At 43.3% G+C, this 26904-nt stretch carries 37 protein-coding genes and 2 pseudogenes; 23 read left to right on the top strand and 16 right to left on the bottom strand.

From position 1 onward, the window contains the following. Positions 1-132: 132 nt before the first annotated feature. A complete protein-coding gene (locus K6984_RS19970; RefSeq protein WP_221894278.1) occupies positions 133-297 on the top strand; it encodes a hypothetical protein in 165 nt (54 codons plus the stop codon). Beyond that, entirely contained in the window at positions 234-1382 is a 1149-nt protein-coding gene (locus tag K6984_RS19965) for a transposase (RefSeq protein WP_221897107.1), read from the top strand. The genes K6984_RS19970 and K6984_RS19965 overlap by 64 nt, the downstream gene beginning before the upstream one ends. 337 nt (positions 1383-1719) lie before the next feature. Here K6984_RS19965 and K6984_RS19960 read toward each other — a convergent pair. The 5 genes and pseudogenes from K6984_RS19960 to K6984_RS19940 all read right to left on the bottom strand — a co-directional run bounded on the left by K6984_RS19960 (position 1720) and on the right by K6984_RS19940 (position 7468). Beyond that, positions 1720-2846: pseudogene (locus K6984_RS19960) on the bottom strand (IS3 family transposase). A gap of 263 nt (positions 2847-3109) precedes the next feature. Continuing rightward, a complete protein-coding gene (locus K6984_RS19955; RefSeq protein ID WP_221897106.1) occupies positions 3110-3961 on the bottom strand; it encodes a quinoprotein dehydrogenase-associated putative ABC transporter substrate-binding protein in 852 nt (283 codons plus the stop codon). A 192-nt stretch (positions 3962-4153) separates the two neighbouring features. After that, positions 4154-6007 carry a methanol/ethanol family PQQ-dependent dehydrogenase gene (locus K6984_RS19950; protein ID WP_221897105.1) on the bottom strand — a complete coding sequence of 618 codons (1854 nt, stop codon included), beginning with the start codon at positions 6005-6007 and terminating at the stop codon, positions 4154-4156. 460 nt (positions 6008-6467) lie between these two features. Beyond that, the gene (locus K6984_RS19945; protein WP_230988202.1) at positions 6468-7184 is read right to left on the bottom strand and encodes a hypothetical protein; all 717 of its coding nucleotides are present in this window, start codon (positions 7182-7184) and stop codon (positions 6468-6470) included. Then, positions 7145-7468 (bottom strand): hypothetical protein, encoded by a 324-nt coding sequence (locus K6984_RS19940; protein ID WP_221897104.1) that lies wholly within the window; start codon positions 7466-7468, stop codon positions 7145-7147. Before K6984_RS19940 ends, K6984_RS19945 begins: the two co-directional genes overlap by 40 nt. Here K6984_RS19940 and K6984_RS34260 point away from each other — a divergent pair. Continuing rightward, complete coding sequence (locus K6984_RS34260) at positions 7446-7574, top strand: hypothetical protein (RefSeq protein ID WP_263458596.1); 129 nt, start codon at positions 7446-7448, stop codon at positions 7572-7574. The genes K6984_RS19940 and K6984_RS34260 overlap by 23 nt on opposite strands. A 143-nt stretch (positions 7575-7717) precedes the next feature. Here the strand turns inward: K6984_RS34260 and K6984_RS19935 are convergent, their stop codons facing one another. Then, a complete protein-coding gene (locus K6984_RS19935; RefSeq protein WP_221897103.1) occupies positions 7718-8167 on the bottom strand; it encodes a hypothetical protein in 450 nt (149 codons plus the stop codon). A gap of 163 nt (positions 8168-8330) precedes the next feature. Here K6984_RS19935 and K6984_RS19930 point away from each other — a divergent pair, with 163 nt between their 5' ends. The 9 genes from K6984_RS19930 (at position 8331) to K6984_RS34255 (ending at position 13476) form a co-directional block, all read left to right on the top strand. After that, a complete protein-coding gene (locus tag K6984_RS19930) occupies positions 8331-8579 on the top strand; it encodes a cyclic nucleotide-binding domain-containing protein (RefSeq protein ID WP_221897102.1) in 249 nt (82 codons plus the stop codon). An 18-nt stretch (positions 8580-8597) separates the two neighbouring features. Next, the gene (locus tag K6984_RS31435; protein WP_230988201.1) at positions 8598-9326 is read left to right on the top strand and encodes a transposase; all 729 of its coding nucleotides are present in this window, start codon (positions 8598-8600) and stop codon (positions 9324-9326) included. Further along, the gene (locus K6984_RS31430; protein WP_230988200.1) at positions 9287-10003 is read left to right on the top strand and encodes a hypothetical protein; all 717 of its coding nucleotides are present in this window, start codon (positions 9287-9289) and stop codon (positions 10001-10003) included. Before K6984_RS31435 ends, K6984_RS31430 begins: the two co-directional genes overlap by 40 nt. Before the next feature lie 24 nt (positions 10004-10027). Continuing rightward, positions 10028-10243, top strand: coding sequence for a cyclic nucleotide-binding domain-containing protein (locus tag K6984_RS19920; protein ID WP_221897101.1), 216 nt, complete (start codon positions 10028-10030; stop codon positions 10241-10243). Continuing rightward, positions 10243-12177 (top strand): DNA repair helicase YoaA, encoded by a 1935-nt coding sequence (locus K6984_RS19915; RefSeq protein ID WP_221897100.1) that lies wholly within the window; start codon positions 10243-10245, stop codon positions 12175-12177. The genes K6984_RS19920 and K6984_RS19915 overlap by 1 nt, the downstream gene beginning before the upstream one ends. A 530-nt stretch (positions 12178-12707) precedes the next feature. Beyond that, the gene (locus K6984_RS19910; RefSeq protein WP_221897099.1) at positions 12708-12986 is read left to right on the top strand and encodes a hypothetical protein; all 279 of its coding nucleotides are present in this window, start codon (positions 12708-12710) and stop codon (positions 12984-12986) included. Beyond that, complete coding sequence (locus tag K6984_RS19905) at positions 12935-13222, top strand: hypothetical protein (RefSeq protein ID WP_221897098.1); 288 nt, start codon at positions 12935-12937, stop codon at positions 13220-13222. The genes K6984_RS19910 and K6984_RS19905 overlap by 52 nt, the downstream gene beginning before the upstream one ends. Beyond that, positions 13177-13323 (top strand): hypothetical protein, encoded by a 147-nt coding sequence (locus K6984_RS19900; protein ID WP_221897097.1) that lies wholly within the window; start codon positions 13177-13179, stop codon positions 13321-13323. The genes K6984_RS19905 and K6984_RS19900 overlap by 46 nt, the downstream gene beginning before the upstream one ends. Positions 13324-13350: 27 nt before the next feature. Further along, positions 13351-13476, top strand: a complete 126-nt coding sequence (locus K6984_RS34255) for a hypothetical protein (protein WP_263458811.1) — start codon at positions 13351-13353, stop codon at positions 13474-13476. A gap of 3 nt (positions 13477-13479) precedes the next feature. On the opposite strand, the gene K6984_RS19895 is transcribed toward K6984_RS34255, so the two are convergent. Beyond that, positions 13480-13767, bottom strand: a complete 288-nt coding sequence (locus K6984_RS19895) for a hypothetical protein (protein ID WP_221895026.1) — start codon at positions 13765-13767, stop codon at positions 13480-13482. A gap of 313 nt (positions 13768-14080) precedes the next feature. On the opposite strand from K6984_RS19895, the pseudogene K6984_RS31425 reads away from it, so the two are divergent. From K6984_RS31425 to K6984_RS35815, 5 genes and pseudogenes are all read left to right on the top strand, one after another. Beyond that, positions 14081-14275: pseudogene (locus K6984_RS31425) on the top strand (IS701 family transposase); the annotation flags it as partial. A gap of 146 nt (positions 14276-14421) precedes the next feature. Then, positions 14422-14652 carry a hypothetical protein gene (locus K6984_RS19885; protein ID WP_221897095.1) on the top strand — a complete coding sequence of 77 codons (231 nt, stop codon included), beginning with the start codon at positions 14422-14424 and terminating at the stop codon, positions 14650-14652. A 384-nt stretch (positions 14653-15036) separates the two neighbouring features. Further along, complete coding sequence (locus K6984_RS19880; RefSeq protein WP_221897094.1) at positions 15037-15360, top strand: hypothetical protein; 324 nt, start codon at positions 15037-15039, stop codon at positions 15358-15360. Further along, positions 15315-15527 (top strand): hypothetical protein, encoded by a 213-nt coding sequence (locus tag K6984_RS19875; protein WP_221897093.1) that lies wholly within the window; start codon positions 15315-15317, stop codon positions 15525-15527. The genes K6984_RS19880 and K6984_RS19875 overlap by 46 nt, the downstream gene beginning before the upstream one ends. A gap of 224 nt (positions 15528-15751) precedes the next feature. Then, on the top strand, positions 15752-16078 hold the full coding sequence (locus K6984_RS35815) for a Druantia anti-phage system protein DruA (RefSeq protein ID WP_338024559.1): 327 nt from the start codon (positions 15752-15754) through the stop codon (positions 16076-16078). A 569-nt stretch (positions 16079-16647) separates the two neighbouring features. Here the strand turns inward: K6984_RS35815 and K6984_RS19865 are convergent. The 4 genes from K6984_RS19865 to K6984_RS19850 all read right to left on the bottom strand — a co-directional run bounded on the left by K6984_RS19865 (position 16648) and on the right by K6984_RS19850 (position 18891). After that, complete coding sequence (locus K6984_RS19865; RefSeq protein ID WP_221897092.1) at positions 16648-17217, bottom strand: heme-binding beta-barrel domain-containing protein; 570 nt, start codon at positions 17215-17217, stop codon at positions 16648-16650. A 242-nt stretch (positions 17218-17459) separates the two neighbouring features. Then, the gene (locus tag K6984_RS19860) at positions 17460-17774 is read right to left on the bottom strand and encodes a hypothetical protein (protein WP_221897091.1); all 315 of its coding nucleotides are present in this window, start codon (positions 17772-17774) and stop codon (positions 17460-17462) included. Positions 17775-17938: 164 nt separating this feature from the next. Further along, positions 17939-18706, bottom strand: coding sequence for a 3-deoxy-manno-octulosonate cytidylyltransferase (gene kdsB, locus K6984_RS19855; protein WP_221897090.1), 768 nt, complete (start codon positions 18704-18706; stop codon positions 17939-17941). Next, positions 18706-18891 (bottom strand): Trm112 family protein, encoded by a 186-nt coding sequence (locus K6984_RS19850; RefSeq protein WP_221897089.1) that lies wholly within the window; start codon positions 18889-18891, stop codon positions 18706-18708. The genes kdsB and K6984_RS19850 overlap by 1 nt, the downstream gene beginning before the upstream one ends. Positions 18892-19035: 144 nt before the next feature. On the opposite strand from K6984_RS19850, the gene rpoH reads away from it, so the two are divergent. Then, the gene (gene rpoH / locus K6984_RS19845; protein WP_221897088.1) at positions 19036-19893 is read left to right on the top strand and encodes an RNA polymerase sigma factor RpoH; all 858 of its coding nucleotides are present in this window, start codon (positions 19036-19038) and stop codon (positions 19891-19893) included. A gap of 64 nt (positions 19894-19957) precedes the next feature. Here rpoH and K6984_RS19840 read toward each other — a convergent pair whose 3' ends face one another. Beyond that, a complete protein-coding gene (locus K6984_RS19840; RefSeq protein WP_221897087.1) occupies positions 19958-21451 on the bottom strand; it encodes a motility hub landmark protein FimV in 1494 nt (497 codons plus the stop codon). A gap of 12 nt (positions 21452-21463) precedes the next feature. On the opposite strand from K6984_RS19840, the gene K6984_RS19835 reads away from it, so the two are divergent. The 3 genes from K6984_RS19835 to K6984_RS34245 are packed head-to-tail and all read left to right on the top strand — an operon-like array spanning position 21464 to position 21994. Beyond that, positions 21464-21655, top strand: a complete 192-nt coding sequence (locus K6984_RS19835; protein ID WP_221897086.1) for a hypothetical protein — start codon at positions 21464-21466, stop codon at positions 21653-21655. A 57-nt stretch (positions 21656-21712) separates the two neighbouring features. Further along, positions 21713-21841, top strand: a complete 129-nt coding sequence (locus tag K6984_RS34250) for a hypothetical protein (protein WP_263458596.1) — start codon at positions 21713-21715, stop codon at positions 21839-21841. 27 nt (positions 21842-21868) lie between these two features. Further along, positions 21869-21994, top strand: a complete 126-nt coding sequence (locus K6984_RS34245; RefSeq protein ID WP_263458810.1) for a hypothetical protein — start codon at positions 21869-21871, stop codon at positions 21992-21994. A gap of 291 nt (positions 21995-22285) precedes the next feature. On the opposite strand, the gene K6984_RS19830 is transcribed toward K6984_RS34245, so the two are convergent. Then, positions 22286-22456 (bottom strand): hypothetical protein, encoded by a 171-nt coding sequence (locus K6984_RS19830; RefSeq protein WP_221897085.1) that lies wholly within the window; start codon positions 22454-22456, stop codon positions 22286-22288. Positions 22457-22502: 46 nt separating this feature from the next. Between K6984_RS19830 and K6984_RS19825 the strand changes: the two genes are divergently transcribed. Next, positions 22503-23162 carry a hypothetical protein gene (locus K6984_RS19825; protein WP_221897084.1) on the top strand — a complete coding sequence of 220 codons (660 nt, stop codon included), beginning with the start codon at positions 22503-22505 and terminating at the stop codon, positions 23160-23162. Between the two features lie 40 nt (positions 23163-23202). Continuing rightward, complete coding sequence (locus K6984_RS19820) at positions 23203-23646, top strand: transposase (protein ID WP_221896026.1); 444 nt, start codon at positions 23203-23205, stop codon at positions 23644-23646. Between the two features lie 24 nt (positions 23647-23670). Here the strand turns inward: K6984_RS19820 and K6984_RS19815 are convergent, their stop codons facing one another. The 3 genes from K6984_RS19815 to lpxD are packed head-to-tail and all read right to left on the bottom strand — an operon-like array spanning position 23671 to position 26899. Continuing rightward, positions 23671-24711, bottom strand: coding sequence for an aspartate-semialdehyde dehydrogenase (locus tag K6984_RS19815; protein ID WP_221897083.1), 1041 nt, complete (start codon positions 24709-24711; stop codon positions 23671-23673). Beyond that, entirely contained in the window at positions 24711-25799 is a 1089-nt protein-coding gene (gene leuB, locus K6984_RS19810; protein ID WP_221897082.1) for a 3-isopropylmalate dehydrogenase, read from the bottom strand. The genes K6984_RS19815 and leuB overlap by 1 nt, the downstream gene beginning before the upstream one ends. A 44-nt stretch (positions 25800-25843) precedes the next feature. Then, a complete protein-coding gene (gene lpxD / locus K6984_RS19805) occupies positions 25844-26899 on the bottom strand; it encodes a UDP-3-O-(3-hydroxymyristoyl)glucosamine N-acyltransferase (RefSeq protein WP_221897081.1) in 1056 nt (351 codons plus the stop codon). Between the last annotated feature and the right edge of the window lie 5 nt (positions 26900-26904).

Raw genomic sequence — 26904 nt, 5'->3', positions numbered from 1 at the left:
ACTTATAACAGCAAATAGACACTCTGTAGGCAGCGTAAAAAAACAACAAATAATTTCAAATAAAGCTTGCAATTACCGAAAAAATTCTTCTAAAAATTTCCGTTTTAATCACCTCATAAACGGATATCACCCATGCTTAAAGACCTACCACTCTCTGAACATATTCACCAACACTGCAATGAAAGTATGGAACGTGCCCTGTTAGCAGAGCGTCATCCTTTGTGGGCTCGTTCATGCCCAGAGTTGAAGGATATATCGACTTTATTCGCCTTGGGTTATTACGCTGTATCAGTGTAGTCGATAGTGGTCGCCATTTCCTCCAAACCAATGAACAGATTTATGGCCAGCTGCTTCCCCACTCAACGTATTTTAAATCACTGAAGTCGCATAGACGAACAAGTATGCTTGAGGCATTTGAACAGCAGAGCTATCATCTTCACGCTGAAACACTGCTATCGCAAGGCATTGATTATCTTAAAGCATTCCCAGAACTTGACGAATACACCATAGAAGCAGCGGATGGACATTTTATTGATCATGCCTGCCATACTGAAAAAAACAGCAAGGGGAAAGTTTATGCGGCCGGGGGGATTTACGCGTTGAATCTCAGAAGTGGGTTGCTCAGATTTCTTTGTCTGGTGACAAACGGAACTCAGAGACATCAAGAAATACCTGTGTTACGAAATCATATTGAAAAGCAAAACAAGGGAAATAACAGCTCTCAGAAACATCTCTATGTCTACGATAAAGCCGTCACCGACTTTGTCTGGTGGGATCGGCAGAAACGACATGCTAATTACATGATTTCAATGCTAAAAGAAAATTCAATTGCGACTCTGGTTGAGTCTATCCATTTTGACTCCCGCCATGAGATCAATACAGGGGTTGAAGCATACAGTGTGTACGAAAACAAGGGCATCAAATTTAACGTGGTGGATTACCGTGATCCAGAAACCGGAAAACTTCACCGGTTTGTGACAACCTTGCCAATGACTATTAACCCTGGAACCATTGCCATGCTGTATTTCAAGCGATGGACGATTGAAAAGACATTCAATAACACTAAAAGTAATTTCAAGGAAACTAAAGCTTGGTCTTCCAATACCCGCTCACTTGAAAATCAAATGCGCCTGACTGCAATGAGCTATAATTTAATGCGCGTGTTTGAAGAGATTTCAAAAACACAACAGCCAGAATTGATTCATCCATCGGATAAAAAATCAGGCGCGCCTGTATTTTTCCAGGCAAGAATATCTCGTATCAGCTCGTATACCATTCGGGCAGTTCAAAACGCAATAATAACAGGAATGTCTTTACAGTGCTTTATGAGCTCTCTTGTGGCGAGGTTAGTTTCACGGCCTCAATTGATAGGGGAACACTGATGATAAACATGGCAAAACCACCTAAAATAAACCTCGATACACCAGCATTGTGTATTTCAGCTACTCAATAATTGGGAAACTTCAGCTGCTTAATACTTTGGCAGGTTTTCCCAATGCTTTACATCTGCTATCAGCCTTTACACAGATAAATTTATCAGTTTTGAAAACAAACTGATTGCAAAAGCAAACGAATTAATTTCACTTTGCCAGAATATCTTCGTATCCAATAAAACTTCATGACAACATTCTCTAATTTTTTAGCCTCATTTGACCCCGAAAAAAGGGGGCGTATTATTATGATCATGAACACTGTACTGGTCAGCCTAGACCGGACAAATTAATTTGAGAAATTGGCCGGTGACATATTGCCATTAGCCGTATGCAATCGAACCAGGTTGTATCATATAACTCGTGACCTCTTGCTTCATAAACTCGCGCGTTGGTTGATATACTTTAAGAGTCCAGTCGTGTTTTAAACTACCAAAAAAACGTTCAACTACCGCATTCTCGTAACAACTTCCCACATCGCCCATAGAGGCACGCAAACGGTGATAGGTGAGTAACTAACGAAAACGTTGACTTGGTGTACTGTGAGCCACGGCCGGTATGAGAAACCTGACCTTTACCAGGCTGACGAATCTTAGCGGCTTGAGTTAATGCCTGTGCAACGGAGGTGACCTGTCATGCGTTTATCGATATGCCAGCAACGATCCTGCGTGAATACAAGTCCATGACAATCGCTAAATACATCCAGCCTTCAGCGGTGCGTAAATAGGTGATATCTCCCGCCTAGATCTCGTTAGCTGCGACCGAATTAAAATTCTAATTTAACAGGTTGTCGGCGACAGCATCACTGTGCTTTCGCTTGGTGGATACTTTAGTAGGCGACACGCTGTTTAACAGTAAGTTTTAATCGCTTCATCAACGACCCGGTTTTGTATCTCCCTATTTGAAAGCCTTCAGTACGTAGTTCATTCATTAATTGTCGACTCCCTACGCTCTCACGGCTTTCAATAAACAAGGCTTTAGCTCTACGGTACAAATGAAGCTCTTCTTCTGTAATAAGTGTTGCTGGACGTTTAAGCCAGACATAATAAGCCGAAGGGCCCATTTGCATGACACGGCACAATTAGTTTACAAACTTGCCTTCTGATTGCTGTTGAATAAAGTGTTATTTCACTTAATTTCTTTCGCAAAGAAGACGCTGACTTTTTTAAAGTGTCTTTCTCCATACGCAATCACTTGATTTCTTTGCGTAAACGCTTCAGCTCTTCCCTTTCATCTTCAGCTAGTGATTTTCCCCGTTGCTGATCTTCAATTTGCTGTTTCCATCGATAGAGAAGATTAGTACGAATACCCAATGACTTTGCTGCTTCGGGTACGGAATAGCCTTGATCATTAATTTGACTAACAGTCCTTTCCTTTAAAATCTTTCGGATAATTTCTATAACTGCGTTTTTCCATTTCTGACACCTCTTGGAGTAATAGTTATTATCGCTCACTTATGTGTTCGGTTTTATTAGACCAGAACAGTGCCAAAAAATACAATCATCTGATATTCTATTTTTTATTCGTAAGCTGTGAGCATTAGTTATCCATAACTTATCAGGTTATGGATAACTTTTAACACACCACATGAAATAATTTCAATAGTTAATTGATAGTATTATTTTCTGTTCCTTATATAGCGGTCAACTGCGGTTTTTAAGATCATGTGATGCGCAAGGTTAATCATCCTTGCGCACTTGCTTTGCCGGGATAGGCAGTAAAGGCACATGGTAGCTTTGCAGAATATTATAAATTTCCTGCTGGTTTCTACTGATAAGTTCATTTAACTGGGTCTTACGAGCATTATCACCATAGCGCACGCCCATCGCCATAGAGTAATCAAACTTCATATTCAGGCTGGACTGCATCGGTAGCATTATATAGGCATCAGGTTTTTGCGAGACTATGTATCCCGCCATTGGACCCCATAATATCACCATATCAATATTACCTGCCTGTAATTCCTTTTCTATCATCATGGTGGTGTTATTCTCATCATCGCCAGTCATGGTTTGATAGGGAACCCCCTGTTCTAATAAACCGCTTTTCTGTAGCCAAGCTGTTCCTGGTCCCCGGTCAAACATCGCTATTTTTAAACTATCCTGTTTAGCCAGCGGCAGAGATCTAAGTTGCTCGGGAATAGTAATATTGTCCCAGCCACGGCCTTTGGCAATTAATAACACATAAGTTGAGTGATAATAAGAGTCCGTAGTAGCAGTAAAGTCAAAGCCCGCAGGCACGCCGATAATGACATCACATCTAAATTGCTTGCTTTGTTCGTTTATCTTTTTTTTCAAAGTATTGCGTACAAAGCCAATGCGCTGGGGAAACCAGTAATATTCCACCTCCTGTCCCAGTTGAGCGGCGAACAACTCAGCAATCCTATTTTCATAACCATCCTTATTTTTGCTCGAGTAGGGTGGGTTAAGCGGGTCGGCGCAAACTCTGAATTTTTCAGTGGCGTGGCTAGAAAGTGCTACGGAAAATAATAAGGTAGTGAGCAGTAATTTTGAAAAGTGTGATAATGACATGGGTTCCTTTAATAATATCTGTAGGGCTTGGCTTTAGCCCGCCTTTGTTAAGCTAAAAGGCGGGCTAAAGCCAAGCCCTACAACTACTTTTGTATTTGGATATTTTACAATGCAGCAGAAACCTAAAAAGCCCCGGCTAAAAAATTAGCCGGGGCTTTTTAGGTTTCTGCTAATCTAATAAAACAGATTAGTTTAGTTAGGTAATGCAAATACAGTGAATACGCCACCTAATTTAGTGAAAGAGCTTAAACTTCTGTATGCTCCAACCGCTCCTAGGCCTTCAGAGTTAGAATCAGATTCTCCTGAATCAAGTCCTGCAGCGATACCAATACCAGCCCATCCGCCGATACCAGAAAGGACACCTACATATTGCTTGCCTTTGTAAGACCAGGTATTGACGTTACCGATGATGCCAGAAGGTGTTTTGAATTTATACAATTCTTTACCTGTTTTAGCATCAACTGCTTTTAGGTAACCTTCAAGTGTACCGTAGAATACTACGCCACCTGCCGTTGCAACCGAACCAGACCAGACAGAGAAAGTTTCTTTGTTAGACCAGACGATTTTACCTGTAGTCGCATCCCATGCAGTGAATTGGCCTAAGTTGGTAGAACCATCTTTTTTACCAGTCAATACATCACCACCAGCAGGCATCATATTTAGTGTCGCACCAACGTATGGTTGACCAGCAGTGTAAGATACTTCAAAAGGTTCGTATTCCATACATAGGTGGTTACCTGAGATGTAGAATAAACCCGTTTGTGGAGAGAATGAAACCGGCTGCTGGTTTTTAGAACCTAATGCAGCAGGACAAGCACCGACTGTATTTTCATCTTCACCATTAGCTTCTGGGCTGTACTTAAGGTCTAAAACAGGACGACCTGATTTCATATCAATATGAGTTGCCCAATTAACTGTTTTATCAAATTTCTCAGCAACTAACAGCTCACCAGTAACACGGTCTAACGTGTAACCAAAACCATTACGATCAAAATGCACAATTAACTTACGCATTTTACCATTGACTTTTTGGTCAACTAAAACAGTTTCATTGATACCATCAAAATCCCACTCATCATGTGGAGTCATCTGGTATACCCATTTAACTTCACCTGTGTCAGCATCACGAGCCCATAAAGACATAGACCACTTGTTGTCACCAGGACGTTGTACAGGGTTCCATGTAGATGGGTTACCAGAACCATAATAAACCAGGTTCAAGTCTGAGTCATAGCTAAACCAGCCCCAGGTAGTACCACCACCTATTTTCCATTGGTCCCCTTCCCAGGTGCTTAAACCTGAATTTTTACCAACTTTTGTGACTTTAGCATTTTCCCAGGTAGTTGTTTTACCAGGGTTGATGATAGTATCACCATCAGGCCCCATGCTATAGCCTTTCCATGCTAGCTGACCTGTTTTAATGTCATAAGCAGCAAGGAAGCCACGCACACCAAACTCACCACCAGAAATACCAGTGATCACTTTGTCTTTAACAACTAAAGGTGCTTGAGTGTTAGTCATACCTAATTTAGGATCACCATTCTGTACACTCCAGACACGCTTACCAGTTTTAGCATCCAATGCTGTTAATACAGTATCAGATTGTTGCAGGAAAATTTTACCGTCACCGTAAGATAAACCACGGTTAACAGTGTCACAACACATGACCGGGATGGTAACGTCAGCATCCATAGTCGGAGTGTATTCCCAGATAACTGCACGAGATTCCTGATCCAGTGCATAAACTGTATTAGGGAAAGGTGTGTGGATGTAAATTACATCACCAATAACTAATGGACCACCTTCATGGCCACGTAGTACACCCGTAGAAAAAGACCATGCAGGTTGCAGAGTTTTTACATTTTTGGTATTAATTTGATCGAGTTTGCTATAACGAGTTCCGGCATAGTTACCAAGAGCTGTCGCCCAGTTAGCCGGGTTTTTCGTTAATGATTCTACGCCGCTATTTGCTGATGAAATAGCAGGTAATGCAAGCAGAGCAGCTACCGATGAAGCAAGTAGTACGCTCTTTAATGGATTCTTCATATAATTCCTCCAAAGATTCTATTTAAAAAATAGATCCGTTTTTGTTGTTGTTAAGACTAATATTAGTTTTAAGCTTTAAAGAAATGTAGGCAATTTTTCTCCCGAGCTACGGGTTATTGCAAACGTTTCAGCCTACTAAATTTAATGATTTTGGCGTAAAAGTCAAATTTAACTTAGATGATTGTCAGGGTGTAAACTTGGTCAATTGTTAGGAATTCAGTGTAAGCTATTGGTAAAGCATTATTTATTACGGCATAATTTTTTTATTCTTATAATTATCTAAACAGCTTTATTATGACAATGTGGAGGTTTATTAAATGCTGACCTTGCCTGAGACTTTATTGATTTTATCCGGGCTGTTAGTGGTATCAATGATAGCGGCTAGCCTCTGCCGCCACTTGACGATACCTTACACTCGATGTTCAAGTTTTTCCATCCCATTGCCATCAAACTCTTACCTTCACCCAGCAGAACAATACTTTAATGATGCTGTTGGCTCTAAGCGCCCTAAATCTCTGCCAATCATATGTTTTCCTGATGGCATCAGTTGAAACACATCCTTTATTAATTCACCTAACTCTTTCAGCTTATCACCAGGATCTGGAAACTCTAGCAATGACGTGATGAACTCAAGCAGTACATCCATTTGAGACTTGCGCTGTAAGCTTCCTACGGTATACTCAGGTAGTTTGCTTTCAATGCGGGCTATTTGCTCTGGGTGAAGGAGAAGGCAATGGTCAAACAAAAGACTCAGAATCAGGCCACGGCTTGATCCCTCTTCATCTAATTGTTTGGCCTCACGCCCCCATCCTTCATAAAGCTTCCAGTCCTCAAAGAAAACCTCAATCAGCCATCTCAACGTATAGGCTTGAATAATATCTTGTGTGCGCCAAGTCAGGTCTGTCGCCACTAAATAGCGATAGTCGTTTTCACCGTCATATTTTAAGGCAATGACAAAGCGTTTTTTACTGTGAGAACTCACCTTTAATCGTGCACTGCTGACAGTCACTTTAATCTCTTTGCCGCCACGTACACGTATTATCTGATCAATGCCTTTGTTAATCGAATTAAAGTAGCTCTCGACTGACCTTATTCTACCTCTATATTCAATATTTTGGTTTTTACGTAATTGGCTAATCACCTGCGAGCCTCCAGATTCTTTAGCGGCTTCGTCCATAAAGGCTTTTCACCATACAGCGCATCAGCCAGTACGCCTTTAACTTTAATCAGGCTATGCGCAACTTTAAACTCTTTTAATAAGCCTAATGCAATCTCTGTTTTGGTCGGGTAGGCACTGTCACGTTCAGGCTTAATAGGCCGATCTTTTTTTGCTATACCGCTCTTTTTCAACCGTTTATCTTCTTTATCCCGCTGCTTTAAGGCTGGATCCGGCATATAAAAGAAAAAACCGACAGGCACTGTCGGGGAGTCGCTATTTTTGCGAAAGCTTGTTTTGGGCATCCCAGCCCAAGCAAGCAGCAAAAACTTAACGCGACCACTTATGCCTCCGGCGGCCCCGATTCGTCCTCGTCACCTCGTCCCGACCCAACAAGGGGTCGGAACATAGGCTCCAAATGACTTGACGCCGTGTCGGATGGCCTTTTATTTTGTCTCCACCTTCGCTAACGCTCAGACTCCGACAAAATAACGGCCCTACGGCTATCGCGGACTAAAAATCATCACTTCGCTTAGGCTCCGTTTCCCTGATTTTCAGCGTATGGATGAGGTAACTAGCAGCAATAATACTATCGTTTGTCCATTAACATACCCGCCGGAGCCTTTGTGTTTCTGCTTGTAAACTTTATAAATACGTTTTGTAGACTTAGATCGTGCTCGCTCTGATTCATCAAAGGCCAACACACCTTCAGTAATGCCATAACGTTTTAAAATTAAGACCACACTCACCCGTAGCAACCAGTCCCAGGGTATACTTGCTTTACGAAACACCCAGGATAATGCGGCTACTTTGCAATCTCCAAGGCTTGATCGCTCAGACTTAGCCCAGCAAACAGAGTTCATTAGCAGTATGCCCGTTAAACAAGTGCCCAACCAAGCGGCTTGAATCCGTGTCAAAGCGGCTCCGGGTTTTAGCTGATTGAGCGCATCATTTAAATCGTCAATATAGCTTTGGATAAAGGTGGCTGGGGCATTCATTAACATGGGCTTACACCGATAAAATTACAACAACCTCAGAATACCTGATTTTACCTTCTCAATATCAAAAACTTGAACATCGAGTTATAGCAAACCCACCTAAAATAAACCTCGATACACCAGCATTGTGTATTTCAGCTACTCAATAATTGGGAAACTTCAGATTATTGTGAAACTTCAGTTTAAAGATTTGCCTGTCGATTTTCTGGAGAAAATGGGGCATGAAGCTAGCTATGTTAATTTCTTGCCTGGCGATACAGTTTTTTACCAAGGTGATAAAGGCGATTCGTTGTATATAATATTAAGTGGCCAGGTACAGATATTGATTGCAAATGCAGCAGGTGAGAATGAACTTATACTCGATGTTCAAGTTTTTGATATTGAGAAGGTAAAATCAGGTATTCTGAGGTTGTTGTAATTTTATCGGTGTAAGCCCATGTTAATGAATGCCCCAGCCACCTTTATCCAAAGCTATATTGACGATTTAAATGATGCGCTCAATCAGCTAAAACCCGGAACCGCTTTGACACGGATTCAAGCCGCTTGGTTGGGCACTTGTTTAACGGGCATACTGCTAATGAACTCTGTTTGCTGGGCTAAGTTTGAGCGAGCAAGCCTTGGAGATTGCAAAGTAGCCGCATTATCCTGGGTGTTTCGTAAAGCAAGTATACCCTGGGACTGGTTGCTACGGGTGAGTGTGGTCTTAATTTTAAAACGTTATGGCATTACTGAAGGTGTGTTGGCCTTTGATGAATCAGAGCGAGCACGATCTAAGTCTACAAAACGTATTTATAAAGTTTACAAACAGAAACACAAAGGCTCCGGCGGGTATGTTAATGGACAAACGATAGTATTATTGCTGCTAGTTACCTCATCCATTACAGTGCCTGTCGGTTTTTTCTTTTATATGCCGGATCCAGCCTTAAAGCAGCGGGATAAAGAAGATAAACGGTTGAAAAAGAGCGGTATAGCAAAAAAAGATCGGCCTATTAAGCCTGAACGTGACAGTGCCTACCCGACCAAAACAGAGATTGCATTAGGCTTATTAAAAGAGTTTAAAGTTGCGCATAGCCTGATTAAAATTAAAGGCGTACTGGCTGATGCGCTGTATGGTGAAAAGCCTTTATGGACGAAGCCGCTAAAGAATCTGGAGGCTCGCAGGTGATTAGCCAATTACGTAAAAACCAAAATATTGAATATAGAGGTAGAATAAGGTCAGTCGAGAGCTACTTTAATTCGATTAACAAAGGCATTGATCAGATAATACGTGTACGTGGCGGCAAAGAGATTAAAGTGAATGTCAGCAGTGCACGATTAAAGGTGAGTTCTCACAGTAAAAAACGCTTTGTCATTGCCTTAAAATATGACGGTGAAAACGACTATCGCTATTTAGTGGCGACAGACCTGACTTGGCGCACACAATATATTATTCAAGCCTATACGTTGAGATGGCTGATTGAGGTTTTCTTTGAGGACTGGAAGCTTTATGAAGGATGGGGGCGTGAGGCCAAACAATTAGATGAAGAGGGATCAAGCCGTGGCCTGATTCTGAGTCTTTTGTTTGACCATTGCCTTCTCCTTCACCCAGAGCAAATAGCCCGCATTGAAAGCAAACTACCTGCGTATACCGTAGGAAGCTTACAGCGCAAGTCTCAAATGGATGTACTGCTTGAGTTCATCACGTCATTGCTAGAGTTTCCAGATCCTGGTGATAAGCTGAAAGAGTTAGGTGAATTAATAAAGGATGTGTTTCAACTGATGCCATCAGGAAAACATATGATTGGCAGAGATTTAGGGCGCTTAGGGCCAACAGCATCATTAAAGTATTGTTCTGCTGGGTGAAGGTAAGAGTTTGATGGCAATGGGATGGAAAAACTTGAACATCGAGTTATAGCTAAACGGGGTGAAGGTGAACTTATTGATATTCGATCCTTAAAAATGAATACCCATAGATCGGCAACGGTGGTGGCGGAAACTTATGTGACCTGTCTGCACTTATCGGCTCAGGATATATTACGATTTTCTACAGAGTGTAAAGTCCTCGGAGAGCGTTTACAAAAAATGGGATTACTAAAAAATTAATGGATAATCAACAACAGATTGAGGTTTCTTTTTCCGCTGATGGTGCATTGGCAAAAGTAATTCCTGGCTATTTGCCGCGTGCGGCACAGGTTGAAATGGCCAAAGCAATTGCTCAGAGCATAGAAAATAAAGAGCATGTTATCGTTGAAGCTGGAACAGGCACTGGAAAAACCTTTGCCTATCTTGTTCCGGCAATTTTATCAGGCAAAAAAGTCATTGTTTCAACGGGTACCAAAAACCTGCAAGATCAGTTATTTAATAAAGATGTGCCGCTGATTCGCTCAGCGATGACCGTACCATTTTCTGCCGCGTTGCTAAAGGGACGCGCTAACTATCTGTGTACCTACAGGTTAGAGCTAGCTGTGCACTCAAACCTGGTTTTTAGCCGCGAAGAGGCAGCAGGCCTTGCCAATATTAAAAAATGGTCCAAGAGTACGCGCACGGGCGATATTGCGGATATGCCTGATGTGATGGAGTCCAACCCTATCTGGGGGCAGGCAACTTCGACACGCGAGAATTGTATAGGCCAGGATTGTCCGGAATATGCAGAATGCTTCTTAATGAAAGCGCGTAAAAAAGCCCAGGATGCGCATTTAATTGTGGTTAACCATCATTTGCTCTGTGCAGACTGGTCGATCAGGGAAACAGGCTTTGGTGAATTGCTACCTAATGCCGATGTGGTGATTATTGATGAAGCGCATCAATTAGCCACTACCGCATCCAATTTCTTGGGCAGATCTCTGGGATCAAAGCAGCTCAGTGACTTGGCAAAAGACGCGTTAATGGAATATTTTCAGGATGCCAGTGATATGCCTGATCTGCGTGTGGCGAGTGAAAACCTGGAGCATGAAGTGAAAGATATGCGCCTGGCTTTTGGCATGAACCAAGTTCGAGGAGACTGGAGGGATATTCAGGCAAATCCGAAAGTAATGAATGGCTTGCTGCGCCTGCAGGAGCATCTGGATAATTTAGCCGATCAATTAGAACTCGCCTCAGTGCGCAGCAAAGGCTTGGAAAGCTGCTTTAAACGCGCAGAGGAACTGGAGGAGCAGTTTAAAAATGTGATGCAGAACAATACGGGCAAATGGGTGCGCTGGTATGAAACGCATAAGAAATCATTTACCCTGAATTTAACACCCCTGGATATCGCCGCCGAATTCAGAACTTTTATGGCGCAGCACAGCGCTACCTGGATTTTCACCTCGGCAACGTTAAGTGTTGCGCATAAGTTTGACCATTTCGCCAAAAGCCTGGGTCTTAGTGATCCCAAGAGCTATAGCTGGGAAAGCCCGTTTGACTTCCCCAATCAGTCTTTGTTTTATCATCCGAAAGGCTTGCCGCAGCCCAATGCGCCAGAATTTGTCGAAGAAATTGTTAAAGTGGCTATTCCAGTAATCAATGCCAGCAAAGGTCGTACCTTTTTTCTGTTTACCAGTCACCGAGCCTTACAGGCAGCTGCTAAAATATTAACTAAACAAATCAAATATCCGATATTGGTACAGGGCGACAAGCCCAAAGCAATTTTACTAGATGATTTTAAACAAAAAGGCAATGCAGTATTACTCGGTACAGCGAGTTTCTGGGAAGGTATAGATGTGCGTGGCGATGCATTATCCACTGTGATTATCGATAAATTACCCTTTTCATCGCCAGGGGATCCAGTGCTAAAAGCCCGCCTGGAAGCGATGGAAAAGCAGGGGCGCAAGCCATTTATTGAATACCAGCTACCTACCGCAGTGATTTCGTTGAGGCAGGGCATAGGACGCTTAATTCGCGATGTTAATGACCGTGGTGTGCTATTGTTGTGTGATCCGCGACTGTTAAAAAAATCTTATGGGCATATGTTTTTAAACAGCGTGCCAGCCATGCGTAGGACTAGGGATATTAAAGAGGTTGAGGCGTTTTTTCTGAATCTGAAGTTTCCTAGTTTTTAAAGCATAAGAGTATCAGCTAATGCTTATTTATCTTAAATATTAGGTATTACTAATATTAATGGCATTCCGTTGACTAAAAGCCTTGACTTCTTTTTAAAAACAACAGGTTAATCGTGAATGAGGCCTAGTTTTACTGTATAATGAAAGTCTCTAACACATTGATTATACAAACAAACAGGCCTCATTCATGTTCATTTTACGCGATACTTTACTTCCGCTTCAAGATCATTTTTCCAAAACCACTTTAGGCCGCGAACGAGCCTCTCTGTTTGTTTACACGATCCTGTCTATTATCGTTCCCTTTACGTCGTCGATGACATCTAATCTTTGGCGTTGCCTTGATACGTTGTTTGGGTTTGAGATCAAGAATAAGCGCCTTTACACTTTCATGGCTTCTTCAACTTTGCCGTGGGCTGGGCTGTGGAAAACTATCTGGGAGCTGATTCCGTCTCCTGAAACAGATGAAAGAAACTGCCACGATAAGAGGGGAAGTCGCTCCTTTCCAGACCAAGATGACTCAGGCGGCTCAAATGCTGATTGCAATTGCAGAACATTTTTCCACCGCTCCGATATTGACAGTCACTGATAGCTGGTTTGGCAACAATGACCTATGGAAGCCTGTTTACAAAGCTATCGGAAGCCGGTTTAATATTCTCTCTAGGTTAAGGTGCAATAATGTACTGTACGATCGTCCAGAAAAAAGAAAACCCAAGCAGAGGGGCGGAATAAAAAGTACGGGCTCGGGGAGTCGCTATTTTTGCGAAAGCTTGTTTTGGGCATCCCAGCCCAAGCAAGCAGCAAAAACTTAACGCGACCACTTATGCCTCCGGCGGCCCCGATTCGTCCTCGTCACCTCGTCCCGACCCAACAACAGGCGCGCCATGCTACCTCACGAAATTCCGGGACTCCTGTCGCCGTAATTCGTTCACCTACGCAGCGAATAGGAGATGCTCCAGCCGCCCTGCGTCCGCCACAGACTGAGCACAAAGCAGCTCAGTCATGGCTACCACAAATGGCTCTACGGCTATTCGGGATAAAATTTTAGCCTCCCTCGCGCGCTATCGCGCACTTCGGATTGGCAAATTTCCCTGCGCCTTCTGGAGACTATCAGCCCGTCCGGGGCTGACAGCGGGGGTCGGAACATAGGCTCCAAATGACTTGACGCCGTGTCGGATGGCCTTTTATTTTGTCTCCACCTTCGCTAACGCTCAGACTCCGACAAAACAACGACCCTACGGCTATCGCGGACTAAAAATCTTCACTTCGCTTAGCCCATCTTCGTCACTATTGATGATGTAGTTGTTATAAATCAATTGGTTGAAATTTTAAAAAGTAGCCAGTTGGCACTACAGATTTTGTGTTTTTGTATAAAACGTTGGATTTTTTAGAGTATTTTTGTCGCATGTAAATTACACTCAAATAATGATGATTTTTTTGACAAAAGTCAATGAATTTATCGACAAAGATAATATAACAGGCGCGCCATGCTACCTCACGAAATTCCGGGACTCCTGTCGCCGTAATTCGTTCACCTACGCAGCGAATAGGAGATGCTCCAGCCGCCCTGCGTCCGCCACAGACTGAGCACAAAGCAGCTCAGTCATGGCTACCACAAATGGCTCTACGGCTATTCGGGATAAAATTTTAGCCTCCCTCGCGCGCTATCGCGCACTTCGGATTGGCAAATTTCCCTGCGCCTTCTGGAGACTATCAGCCCGTCCGGGGCTGACAGCGGATGAAAGTGACGAAGATGGGTTAGGCTACGTTTCCCTGATTTTCAGCGAATGCAATTCTTGCTCCTCTCGCGTGCTGCTAGCACACGTCGAATCAGCGAATTGCCCTGTCGACTATCAGGGACTAAAAATCACCACTTCGCTAAGCTCCGTTTCCATGATTTTCAGCGATCGAATCCGGGTTCAAAGAGCTCAAGCAAGACATAGGGAGTCAGAAAAGTCAGTGTCGAAATGCGCAGGCAGTGACCAACCATTTGAACTTCTGTATGATGGCAACAACGCTGACGTGGATTTACGCGGATCGTTTAAAAACCGATCCGGAACGTCGGCACAAAGTGGCGGGGAGTCGCTATTTTTGCGAAAGCTTGTTTTGGGCATCCCAGCCCAAGCAAGCGGCAAAAACTTAACGCGACCACTAATGCCTCCGGCGGCCCCGATTCGTCCTCGTCACCTCGTCCCGACCCAACAAGGGGTCGGAACATAGGCTCCAAATGACTTGACGCCGTGTCGGATGGCCTTTTATTTTGTCTCCACCTTCGCTAACGCTCAGACTCCGACAAAACAACGGCCCTACGGCTATCGCGGACTAAAAATCTTCACTTCGCTTAGGCTCCGTTTCCCTGATTTTCAGCGAAGGGGCGAGCTAGTTTCGCCTTTTCAGATATCCGCCGCATCATTGCCGAAGCGACTTTGGATACGGATTTTGAAAGGGTTTGCCCCAAATACAGCAGCTCCCCTGTAAATTCGGTGGTAGCCGTTTTATTGCGAATGGTTGCTTGATGAATTTCTAAGAAACTTCAGTTCTGAATAAGAGCAATAGAAAAACTGGCCCCGAAAAGTATTAAAAATTTCATGTTTATACTCTATTTTTTTATGTTCCATGCTTTCCGAGGATATTTACCGGGAACACAAGGTACCCAATACCAAAATGGCCCACTGTTCCATACCGGGGCGACCTCGGTCTGAGTCTACAGCAAGCGTATCTTCACTCTCTTTGTTGGCTTTATGCGGAATGACTTTTTGAAGGATGTTAAAAACAGCTTCTTTCAAAGGCTAGCAGGCGCGCCATGCTACCTCCCGAAATTCCGGGACTCCTGTCGCCATAATTCGTTCACCTACGCAGCGGATGGGAGATGCCCTGAACGCCCTGCGTCCGCAACGACTACGCACAAAAGCCGCTTCGTCATTACTACCTCACTGGCTGGACGGCTATTCGGAATGCAATTCTTGCTCCTCTCGCGTGCTGCTAGCACACGTCGAATCAGCGAATTGCCCTCAGGCGCGCCATGCTACCTCACGAAATTCCGGGACTCCTGTCGCCGTAATTCGTTCACCTACGCAGCGAATAGGAGATGCTCCAGCCGCCCTGCGTCCGCCACAGACTGAGCACAAAGCAGCTCAGTCATGGCTACCACAAATGGCTCTACGGCTATTCGGGATAAAATTTTAGCCTCCCTCGCGCGCTATCGCGCACTTCGGATTGGCAAATTTCCCTGCGCCTTCTGGAGACTATCAGCCCGTCCGGGGCTGACAGCGGTCGCCTTTCAGGGACTAAAAATCACCACTTCGCTAAGCTCCGTTTCCATGATTTTCAGCGGTTGTATAGATGTGTTGTAAACCCAGCAGGATGAGTGGGATATCATCGCGCGATGTGACATCAATGACGATATGATGTTTCTCATAGACCTGATGCGAAGTTTTGGTGAAATGGGGTTGTTATTGAGGACTCAGTATTTGCCAGTTCGATTTGTAAGAATAAATACTTGTTCAATAACAATGGTATAATTATTTTTTATGAAAAACACCTAAAAGGGATACTCAGAATATTCAGTAGTGGTTTTGTGTGTTATTATAAGATAATATATTGTTTTAAAAAGGTATTATCTATTTCGTGCAAGCACTATCTAGGTCACAAACCGCTACCCGACGCACATCTTCGCTACTTCGTCACCCTCGACGAGCACATAATTGCCCCACTCGGCTTTAGTGCCGCAGCCTGGCAAACGGCACCACGTAATCAGTTTATTGGCTGGAGTCACGAACAGCGGCAAAGAAACCTGCCGTTAGTCGTGAACAATGCCCGTTTTTTGATGATGCCCTGGGTGAAATCCAAAAATCTCGCTTCTACGATTATATCCAGGATAGCTCGTCGCTTTCCTGCCCAATAGGAAGAGCGTTATGACATACGTCCGGTGTTACTGGAAACTTTTGTTGATACCGAGCGATTTGCAAGGACTTGTTACAGAGCTGCCAACTGGATCTACGTAGGTAAAACTAAAGGACGTGGCAAGCTGGGGCCGGCTGGGAAAAAGGCATACCCATCAAGGACTTATGGCGTTCTTCGCTGATCCGTCAATTTAGAACTCGATGTTCAAGTTTTTTAACTGATTGATTTTATTGACAATTTTACTGACAAAGAAAGCATCAACATCATTGTAAATCAATCACTTATAAAACAAAGCCGTAAAAATTTACTTTTCTTAGCCCAGTTATAGCTGAAAACTTGAACATCGAGTAGAAGCCACCTATCTCGCTGATTCTAGGTAGTATGTGTTAGCCTAATTTTTACAGATTTAGTTGTGCAAAATAATGCTTTCATTACCCTGAAGGACCCGTTTTTTCATCTATCAGGTAGGTGTGATTGCAGTGAAGTTTAACAGACGACTTATATACCCCTTCAAGTCCTTCATGCGCTTCATGGTGAAACGAAAGCATCATCAACTCGCATAAGAAGGATTTATGAAGAAAGCAGCAATTCATTCTGATCGGTATGCTCGAAAGCTTTACCATAAATATCCACCATCGTTGTTTGCGCATAAGATAACTTGCCATTGCCTAGCGTCATACTTAGACTGAAATCTGTGGTTTTAGCATTTTCCTGCATAACCGGCGCTTGAATAATCGACCAGTCAGGATCATCTATATGCGCTGTTACGTTGATAATAACATCCCCTGCACTTGTCATGCTTTCCGTATACCTGCCACCGGCCAGTACACATACCGCGCGCGGTATAGTCAGTGCATGTATCACAAGTTGCCTTGCAGCATCCCACATCCAGTAACCCGTTTGATCGTGAAAAATACCGTCATTGGATTTACGCTTAACAATTTGACGGTAATAAATTGCTGCTAACACCTGACTCTCAGCGTTAGTAACATTACCACATGCAGAGTAACTGATGGTTTCATAATAGGGATTATTTTCTGAACCTTCTGGGTCAGGTGCTATATCAAGCCCTTTATCACCCCGCCAAACTCCGATTAAGCCTTGTAATGGGCCGTAATCTTCCTCAGTCAATTCACTCATGACTTATCCTTAATCTTAATCTGAAGTTTCCCAATTATTGAGTAGCTGAAATACACAATTCTGGTGTATCGAGGTTTATTTTAGGTGGTTTTGCCATGTTTATAGCAAACCCCTACTTAATTCCCCTTAGGCAATAGCATTTGAAACGAATGAAAAGACTGTTTTTTTCATATAGTTGTAGCATAGTTTCAATTTTACCATAAATAATTATTGGGAAACTTCAGATCTTAATTATACTAGCGTTAAAACAAACCTTTTCCTGTCACAAAATAATTCGTAGCATCCGCCACTAAAGCGCCACCAAGCAGAATAAGTAACACCGGCATTAGTACAGCACTCACTCGCTCAAGAAAGGTATTAATGGATTGTAATATAGATTGACTGCCTGCGCCTAATATTGCGACCAGAATAGGCACAATGGTAAATGGCAGAGCATACAGGATATTATAACTAAGCAATAGTAGTAATGTTTCAGTCACCGCGAAATTAGCTTTAAGAATCTGGTCTAGCGCGGCGAAATAAGGCAGCGCAAACGGAATACCGACGAAATTAACCACGGCTCCTAAACCCAGCGCCTTAATAAGGTGTTAGCGCTGCATTTTCTTTACGCTCTGTTTTCTCCGACTTGCGGCACAGAAGCAACCCAACCCATAAGAGCAGAACACCCACTACCAAGCCTATATAAAAATCAAGATGAAAAATTTACAAATCGTAGGCTAGGCTAATTCTGTAGCATCACCTGTTCTACACGTAATAAATCGGCTTCAGTATCAACCCCTGCTTCGGGTGCAGCCTCTACTTCGGCGACTAATATCTTTTCGCCTTCCCAGAGAATTCTTAATTGCTCCAGCATCTCAATTTTTTCCAGTGCCGAAGTATCCCATTGCACATAGCGCTGCAAAAAACCAACTCGATAAGCATACATGCCTATATGTCTTAAGTACGTTTTTTTGCTGATTGATGTCTGATTTGATTGCTGAAACTCGTCTCTATCCCAGGGGATAGCAGCACGGCTAAAGTACAGCGCATAACTATATTTATCGACGACAACTTTAACCGCATGCGGATTAAACACTTCCTCTGCCAACAAAATTTCGGCGGATAAAGTTGCTATTTCAGCACTACTTTGCTGTGCCAGAGAGTTAGCTGCTAAAGCAATATATTCAGCGGGCATCAGGGGTTCATCGCCTTGTAAATTGACAATAATGTCCTCTTTGCGCCACTGAAAAATCTCTGCTACTTCAGCTAACCTTTCGGTGCCGCTTTCATGAGCATCATGGGTCATCACCGCATCAAAGCCGTAGTTTTTTACTTCCTCCAGTATTTTGGCATCATCTGTTGCCACTACTATCTGTGTAGCCCCCGCAGATTTAGCCCGATCACAGACATGTAAAACCATGGCTTTGCCAGCAATATTTATTAAGGGTTTACCTGGTAATCTGGTGGACCCATATCTTGCAGGAATAACAACCTTAAACTCACAAGCCATTATAATTTGTCGATTTCTTCACTACTTAAGGTTCTTGCTTCATCCTCAAGCATCACCGGAATATCATCTCGAACTGGAAAAGCAAGCTTGTCTGCTTTACAGATTAGTTCCTGTGCGTTCTTAGCGTAAATTAAAGGGCTCTTACAAATGGGACAGGCTAAAATCTCTAATAATTTATTATCCATTACATTCTCTTTGGTTGATTGATGCATATATTTTACGCTATATTGCCCAGTTTTCATGAATCTCTTCACAAATATTTTATTTTTATTAGCACTCCGGCTCATTGAGTGCTAAAATCAGCCTATGTTTAATTATTGGAGTCTTCTATGCCTAATTCATTAGCCTTACCTATTAATTTAACTGCTAAGAACTTTGATTCTTATCTGAATGTAGTTGGCCAAACTAATAAATTAAATGCTGAAGAAGAGCGCAAGCTTGCAACCCTCTATAGAGACCACCAGGATCTTGAAGCAGCAAAGCAGCTGGTTATGGCAAATTTACGTTTTGTTGCCCATGTGGCTCGTGGTTACAGTGGTTATGGCTTACCTATGAATGATATTGTTCAGGAAGGGAATATCGGTCTGATGAAAGCAGTTAAGCGGTTTGACCCCGATGTGGGTGTGCGCCTGGTATCTTTTGCCGTGCACTGGATACGCGCTGAAATACATGAATATGTCATAAAAAACTGGCGCATAGTCAAAGTTGCCACCACAAAATCGCAACGCAAGATTTTCTTCAACTTAAGAAAGTCTAAGAAACAGCTAGGCTGGTTATCTAAAGATGAAGCAGAAGCTATTGCTGAAAACTTGGATGTAGACATTAAAACCGTTTATGAAATGGAAACCCGCCTAGATGGTAAAGATATGGCGTTTGACCTGCCTGAATCCAGTAGTAGCGATGAATCTTATAGTGCGCCAGTTTCTTATTTGCAACAGCACAATGCAGATCCAGCCTTATTACTGGAAAATGCGGACTGGTATGAGCACAAAGAGAATCTATTAACAAATGCATTACAAGGCCTTGATGAACGTAGCCAGGACATTGTCGCGAGCCGCTGGCTTACAGAGAAAAAAATGACCTTGCATGAATTAGCTGAGCGTTATAATGTGTCAGCCGAGCGCATTAGACAATTGGAAAAAAATGCTATGAAGAAATTAAAAGGGGCTGTCAGTATTGCTGCTTAGTTTTCATAGCGATCATAATACGGTAATAAGGGGCTTTATTATGCCTAGACGAGACCATCGCGCCCTAACTTAATTTATTTAAAATAGCTTGAGCCTCACTTTTTTGCATATCATTACCCTGACTCAATATCTCTTGTGCTATGCCCCTTGCTGCTGCTTCATCGCCCATATCAATATACGCTTTAGCTAGGTCTATTTTTGTTTCAATTTCATCTCTATCGGTTAAATCAGAAACCCCAGAAACATGATCAGCTGAGCCTGCTGTTTCAGAATCTGGCTCTGTGGAAACTTCATTAAAATCAAAGTCAAAGTCAAAGTCACTATTTTCTGCAGCTTTTTGTACCGGCTCTTCCTTGCTATTATTAAAATCAAAGGTTTCCAGGTTTGATTCTTGATCATCCGCAGAGTCGATAGCTTCAAACTGACTTAAATCAAAGTCAAAATACACACTTTCTATATCATCTTGTTGCTCTGCAGCCTCTGCTTTACCCACATGCTCACCACCCCTGCCTTCAGTATTATCTTCCAGGGACAAGTTACTCGGGACAAACTCTGCATCGCCTCCAGAGCCTGCGCCAGCGTCAGCAAGTTTTTTCTCTTCACCGTCCAGCTTAGTCATAGCCTCAGTAAATGCATCTACATCTTCATTAATAACATCGCTTGATGTCTTCAAATAATCGTCAACAGGCACATCAGTTACTGCAAATCTTGCTTCGCCTTGCTCACTGAAAAAGAACTCAGAAGCAGGAATAAGTTCGCTACCCATTGCCGTAACTTTTGACCAGAAATTAATATCTTTCTGCTTTCCTGCTGCAGCTAATTCCTTTGCATAATCTTCAAAGCCAGCTTCATTTTCACTGGCATAAAATATTTCCAGCAACTTCAACTTGTATTCATCTTTTTCAGGGTGCTCTTGAATTGCCTGACGCATCAATTCTTCAGCTTGCTGGTATCGGCCATAAGCTAGATACGCATCTGTTTCGGAGCTAGGGTCAACTTCTGCCTGGTCAGTTTCAAATACGTCAAAATCACCCGGTGTAAATTCACTTAAGAAAGAACTTTCGCCTATCGTACCAACATCGTAGGCCGTTTTCTTGTCTAAAACAGGTATCGCTGTTTTTTCCTCGCTATCAGCAGGGCTCATTTCACTTGCAGAAGAAAAAATACTGTTTTCATTAATTTCGTCTTCAGTTCTGCGCCTATGTCCAAGTAACCAGCCAAAGCCCAGCAGAACCAAAAGGCCAGTCCCCAAATAAAAGTAATTTGCCCCAGATTCTTCTTTAACCGATACCTCCGTCACTGGTGCTTGTTGCGACTCTTTTACAGCTGCTATTTTCTTCGTATCTGCATCCTGTATTCTAATTTCCTGTACAGGCACAGCTTCAGGAGTCTTCTCAACGACTTCAGTATTAGCCAATGCTAAACTCTTATCATTAGTATCACAGGCGCGCCATGCTACCTCACGAAATTCCGGGACTCCTGTCGCCGTAATTCGTTCACCTACGCAGCGAATAGGAGATGCTCCAGCCGCCCTGCGTCCGCCACAGACTGAGCACAAAGCAGCTCAGTCATGGCTACCTCAAATGGCTCTACGGCTATTCGGGATAAAATTTTAGCCTCCCTCGCGCGCTATCGCGCACTTCGGATTGGCAAATTTCCCTGCGCCTTCTGGAGACTATCAGCCCGTCCGGGGCTGACAGCGGACGAGTTATCCTGTTCTACACTCGTATCAACCGCTGAAAATCATGGAAACGGAGCTTAGCGAAGTGGTGATTTTTAGTCCCTGATAGGCGACAGGGCAATCGGGGAGTCGCTATTTTTGCGAAAGCTTGTTTTGGGCATCCCAGCCCAAGCAAGCAGCAAAAACTTAACGCGACCACTTATGCCTCCGGCGGCCCCGATTCGTCCTCGTCACCTCGTCCCGACCCAACAAGGGGTCGGAACATAGGCTCCAAATGACTTGACGCCGTGTCGGATGGCCTTTTATTTTGTCTCCACCTTCGCTAACGCTCAGACTCCGACAAAACAACGGCCCTACGGCTATCGCGGACTAAAAATCATCACTTCGCTTAGCCCATCTTCGTCACTTTCATCTTTCTAAGCCATTGATTCATCGGTTTAAGCGATTTTTTGTCGAAAAATTCTCTTTAAAATCAATGGTGTTTTTTTTGAAAGTTTTGTAGTGCCATTTATATTATTTTTGTCGATAAATTCATTGACTTTTGTCAAAAAAATCATCATTATTTGAGTGTAATTTACATGCGACAAAAATACTCTAAAAAATCCAACGTTTTATACAAAAACACAAAATCTGTAGTGCCAACTGGCTACTTTTTAAAATTTCAACCAATTGATTTATAACAACTACATCATCAATAGTGACGAAGATGGGTTAGGCTACGTTTCCCTGATTTTCAGCGTTCGCTGATTCGACCTGTGCTAGCAGCACGCGAGAGGAGCAAGAATTGCATTCCGAATAGCCGTCCAGCCAGTGAGGTAGTAATGACGAAGCGGCTTTTGTGCGTAGTCGTTGCGGACGCAGGGCGTTCAGGGCATCTCCCATCCGCCCTGCGTCCGCCACAGCAGACTGAGCACAAAGCAGCTCAGTCATGGCTACCACAAATGGCTCTACGGCTATTCGGGATAAAATTTTAGCCTCCCTCGCGCGCTATCGCGCACTTCGGATTGGCAAATTTCCCTGCGCCTTCTGGAGACTATCAGCCCTTCCGGGGCTGACAGCGGTCGTTTTATTCGGTGATGAGGTGTCATTTGCTATGTGGGGTTCATTGGCACGAACCTGGGCTCCAATAGGAGAGCAACCCACAGTGAAAACATCAGAGATTCGAAAAGGGTTGAAAATGTTTGGTACGATCGAATTCGAAGGAGGGAGTTTTCAATACCGAGAATCATTGGCTTATGAGATAAAACCAAAGTCACTTAGACTTTTAAAACAGGCGCGCCATGCTACCTCACGAAATTCCGGGACTCCTGTCGCCATAATTCGTTCACCTACGCAGCGGATGGGAGATGCCCTGAACGCCCTGCGTCCGCAACGACTACGCACAAAAGCCGCTTCGTCATTACTACCTCACTGGCTGGACGGCTATTCGGAATGCAATTCTTGCTCCTCTCGCGTGCTGCTAGCACACGTCGAATCAGCGAATTGCCCTGTCGCCTATCAGGGACTAAAAATCACCACTTCGCTAAGCTCCGTTTCCATGATTTCCAGCGGAAGCTGGGCTGCCTCAAGAATTTTTAGCTATTCTTAAAAGCTTAAAAAATGAGAAATATCCAACACAGAAGCTTTTTATGGAAGCGATATATTCTATTGCCGACAACGTCTTAATCGAGAGTTATAAGCCAATGATATTACAACACGCTGAAACATCTGGGCGTTTTAATGGTGAAAGCTATGTTGAGTTTTTAACACAATTGCTGGCTTATTATAAAGGCAAGATTATTCTAATTGAAGATGGTGCCCCGTATCATGGAAGCGGTGTTATTAAGGAATTTAAGTTAGCTAATGTAGATCGTTTGACAGTAGAACGTCTCCCTGCGTTCTCGCCGGATTTTAATCCGATTGAGAAATTATGGAAAAATACGAAACGCGATTCGACTCATATGAAGTATTTTAAAACTTTTGAAGATCTTCATGATTCAGTTGTGCAAACTTTTAACACTTATATGCATGATGCCAGTAAAGTGATTTGTGTTATGCAAAAATTGCGGGAAGATTTCGTTGTTACCGCCTAAGTTTAAGCGCTCCAAATTTGGAAATTATTTATCTGAGAAACTATAGATGTATTTTTTTACCAACTCTTCTGCAATTTGTACACTATTCAATGCAGCCCCTTTACGCACATTATCCGCAACAACCCACAAATCTATTCCCTTTGCATGCGAAATATCTTCTCTGATACGTCCAACAAACACATCATCACACCCTGCTGACTCAGTTACAGCCGTTGGATAACCGCCATCTACCCGCTCATCCATCACTGTAATCCCAGGTGATGTGGCTAAAATTTCACGCACTTTTTGCACACTGATTTTATCGCGTGTTTCTATGTGAATTGCTTCTGAATGACCAAAGAAAACCGGTACGCGTACTGCAGTCGGATTTACCTGAATACTATCGTCACCCATAATTTTCCAGGTTTCCCAGACCATTTTCATCTCTTCTTTGGTATAGCCATTTTCCATAAACACATCAATCTGTGGCAATACATTAAAGGCAATTTGCTTGGGATATACGCTGCTTGTAATCGGCTTGCCATTTAACAACTGAGACGTCTGACTAACCACTTCCTCAATCGCTTCCTTACCCGAACCGGAAACCGCCTGATAAGTACACACATTAATACGCTCTATACCGACTGCATCATAGATAGGCTTCAGTGCAACTAACATCTGGATTGTAGAGCAGTTGGGGTTTGCAATAATGCCGCGCGCCTTATAATCAGCGATGCTGTCAGGGTTTACCTCGGGCACAATTAACGGAATGTCATCGTCATAGCGAAACTGCGAAGTATTATCAATCACCACACAACCAGCCGCAGCCGCAATAGGCGCGTATTTTTCTGATAATGAAGCGCCGGCAGAAAATAAACCTATATCTGCTTTGGAAAAATCAAATTCTGCTAAATCCTGGACACTAAGCATTCTCCCATTAAATGCCATGCGCTTACCGGCCGAGCGTTCACTTGCCAAGGCATAAACGTTGTCCACCGGAAACTTTCGTTCTTCCAGAATTGAAATCATGGCTTCACCAACTGCTCCGGTTGCCCCAACGATTGCTACATTATATTTTTTACTCATTACTTTACACCTGCTTGTAAGGCGTTAACGACGGTATCACCCATTTCTGAGGTACTTATTTTTTGCATGCCGGCAGAATAAATATCTGCGGTACGCACATTTGCATCCAGCGCATCATGTACAGCTTGTTCAATACGATCTGCCGCTGCTCCAATATTAAAGGTATAACGCAACATCATTGCTGCTGATAATATAGTCGCTAACGGATTCGCAATTCCCTGCCCGGAAATATCCGGCGCAGAACCATGAATTGGCTCGTACATACCCTTACTATTAACATCTAGTGAAGCAGAAGGTAACATCCCGATGGATCCGGTTAGCATAGAAGCGGTATCTGATAAGATATCGCCAAACATATTCGTGGTGACCATCACATCAAACTGCTTAGGCGCACGCACTAATTGCATAGACGCGTTATCAACATACATATGGCTTAGTTCCACATCAGGATACTCTTTGCCCACTTCAGACATTACTTCACGCCATAACTCAGTACACTCCAGGACATTAGCTTTATCCACTGAACACAAACGTTTATTACGTTTTTGCGCAATCCTGAATGCTGAATGACCAATACGGCGAATTTCTGATTCACTATAAACCAGCGTGTTATAACCTTGCTTTTCTCCATTTTCTAGTATTCTGATACCACGCGGCTGACCAAAATAAATGCCTCCGGTCAACTCCCGTACGATCATGATATCCAGCCCTGAAACAACCTCCGATTTTAACGTTGATGCATCCGCTAGTTGTGGATATAAAATCGCAGGACGTAAATTTGAAAATAATTGTAGCTCGGAACGTAAGCCTAACAAGCCTTTCTCCGGGCGTACTGCAATATCCAGTGACTCCCATTTATAACCACCGACCGCACCTAACAAAACGGCATCAGCCTGTTTAACCAGCTCTACTGTAGTGGCGGGAAAGGGTGACCCTGTTTCATCATACGCTGCACCGCCGATTAAACCGTGCTCAAATTCCAGGCCTAAGGCCATATCCGTATTTAAGAAGTCCAATACCTTAATGGCTTCTTCTATAATTTCAGGACCTATGCCATCACCTGGCAATACTGCAATTTTCTGTGTCATTAACCTATAAACCTTATTTTCTTTAAAATTGAATCTATTGGGGATTATTTAGACAGCTCGGCGACTTGTTTTTCCAATTTCTTTAGCCGCGTCCAGACTTCACTCAGGCGCTGGAAAACAGCGATATTTTTTGTATATTTTTTAAACGGTTGTGCAGGCCCATAAGCATATATACCTGACTTTTTAATACTACTATGAACCCCTGCCCGATGAAGCAGCATAGTGTCATCAGGGATATGTACATGATCCAGAATCCCGGTCTGTCCAGATGCAATCACCCGCTTGCCAAAGTGGCTCGAACCTGCAATCCCGGTTTGCGCAACCAGAATACAATCTTCTTCAATAATCACATTATGTGCTAAATGGCATTGTGCATCTATAATACTGCCATCATGTACTTTTGTTTGCGTATACGTAGCCCGGTCGATAGTAGTCACCGAGCCGATAACGACTTTATTACCAATAACCACGCGGCCCGTTTGCGGAATACGATGATGATGAAAATGTTCATCTTGCGCAAAGCCCTGACCATCACTACCGATGACGCAGCCTGCCTTTAATATGCAATCCTCACCTATCTGGCAGTTGTAAGACACCACGCAACTCGGATAAATGACTGTTCTAGCGCCAATAACAACATCAAATTCAATCACCGTATTGGCCATAATAACCACTGCAGAACCCAGCCGTACATTTTTACCAATCACCACACCGGGACCAATAACTGCATCATCCGGCACGGTTACCGATGCATGGATTACCGCTGCTGCATGAACACGTCCCCACTCGGAATCATACACATCCCGGTCGACATATTTTTGCCGGATATACGCCATTGCCATACGTACATTAGGCGCTATCAGGAGCGCAATAGTATCGCCCAGTATTTTTTCCGCTATCGCCTGTGTAGTGACAATTGCCGCCGCGCCTGAAGTCAAGACTGCGGATAGATATTTTTCATGTTCTACAAAAACCAGGTCTCCCTGCCCTGCAGCTTCAGCCGGGACTATCCCGGTCACGCGATTTTCTGCCCCTAAATGAGCTGTAATCAAGCCCTGCGACTTAAAATACTGAAAAATTTCTACACTTAAAATATCCACACCCG

This window comes from Bathymodiolus japonicus methanotrophic gill symbiont (assembly GCF_019721995.1).
Classification (GTDB): domain Bacteria; phylum Pseudomonadota; class Gammaproteobacteria; order Methylococcales; family Methylomonadaceae; genus Methyloprofundus.
Note: the sequence above shows the minus strand (reverse complement) of the source record. Positions and strands in the feature narration are given on the sequence as shown.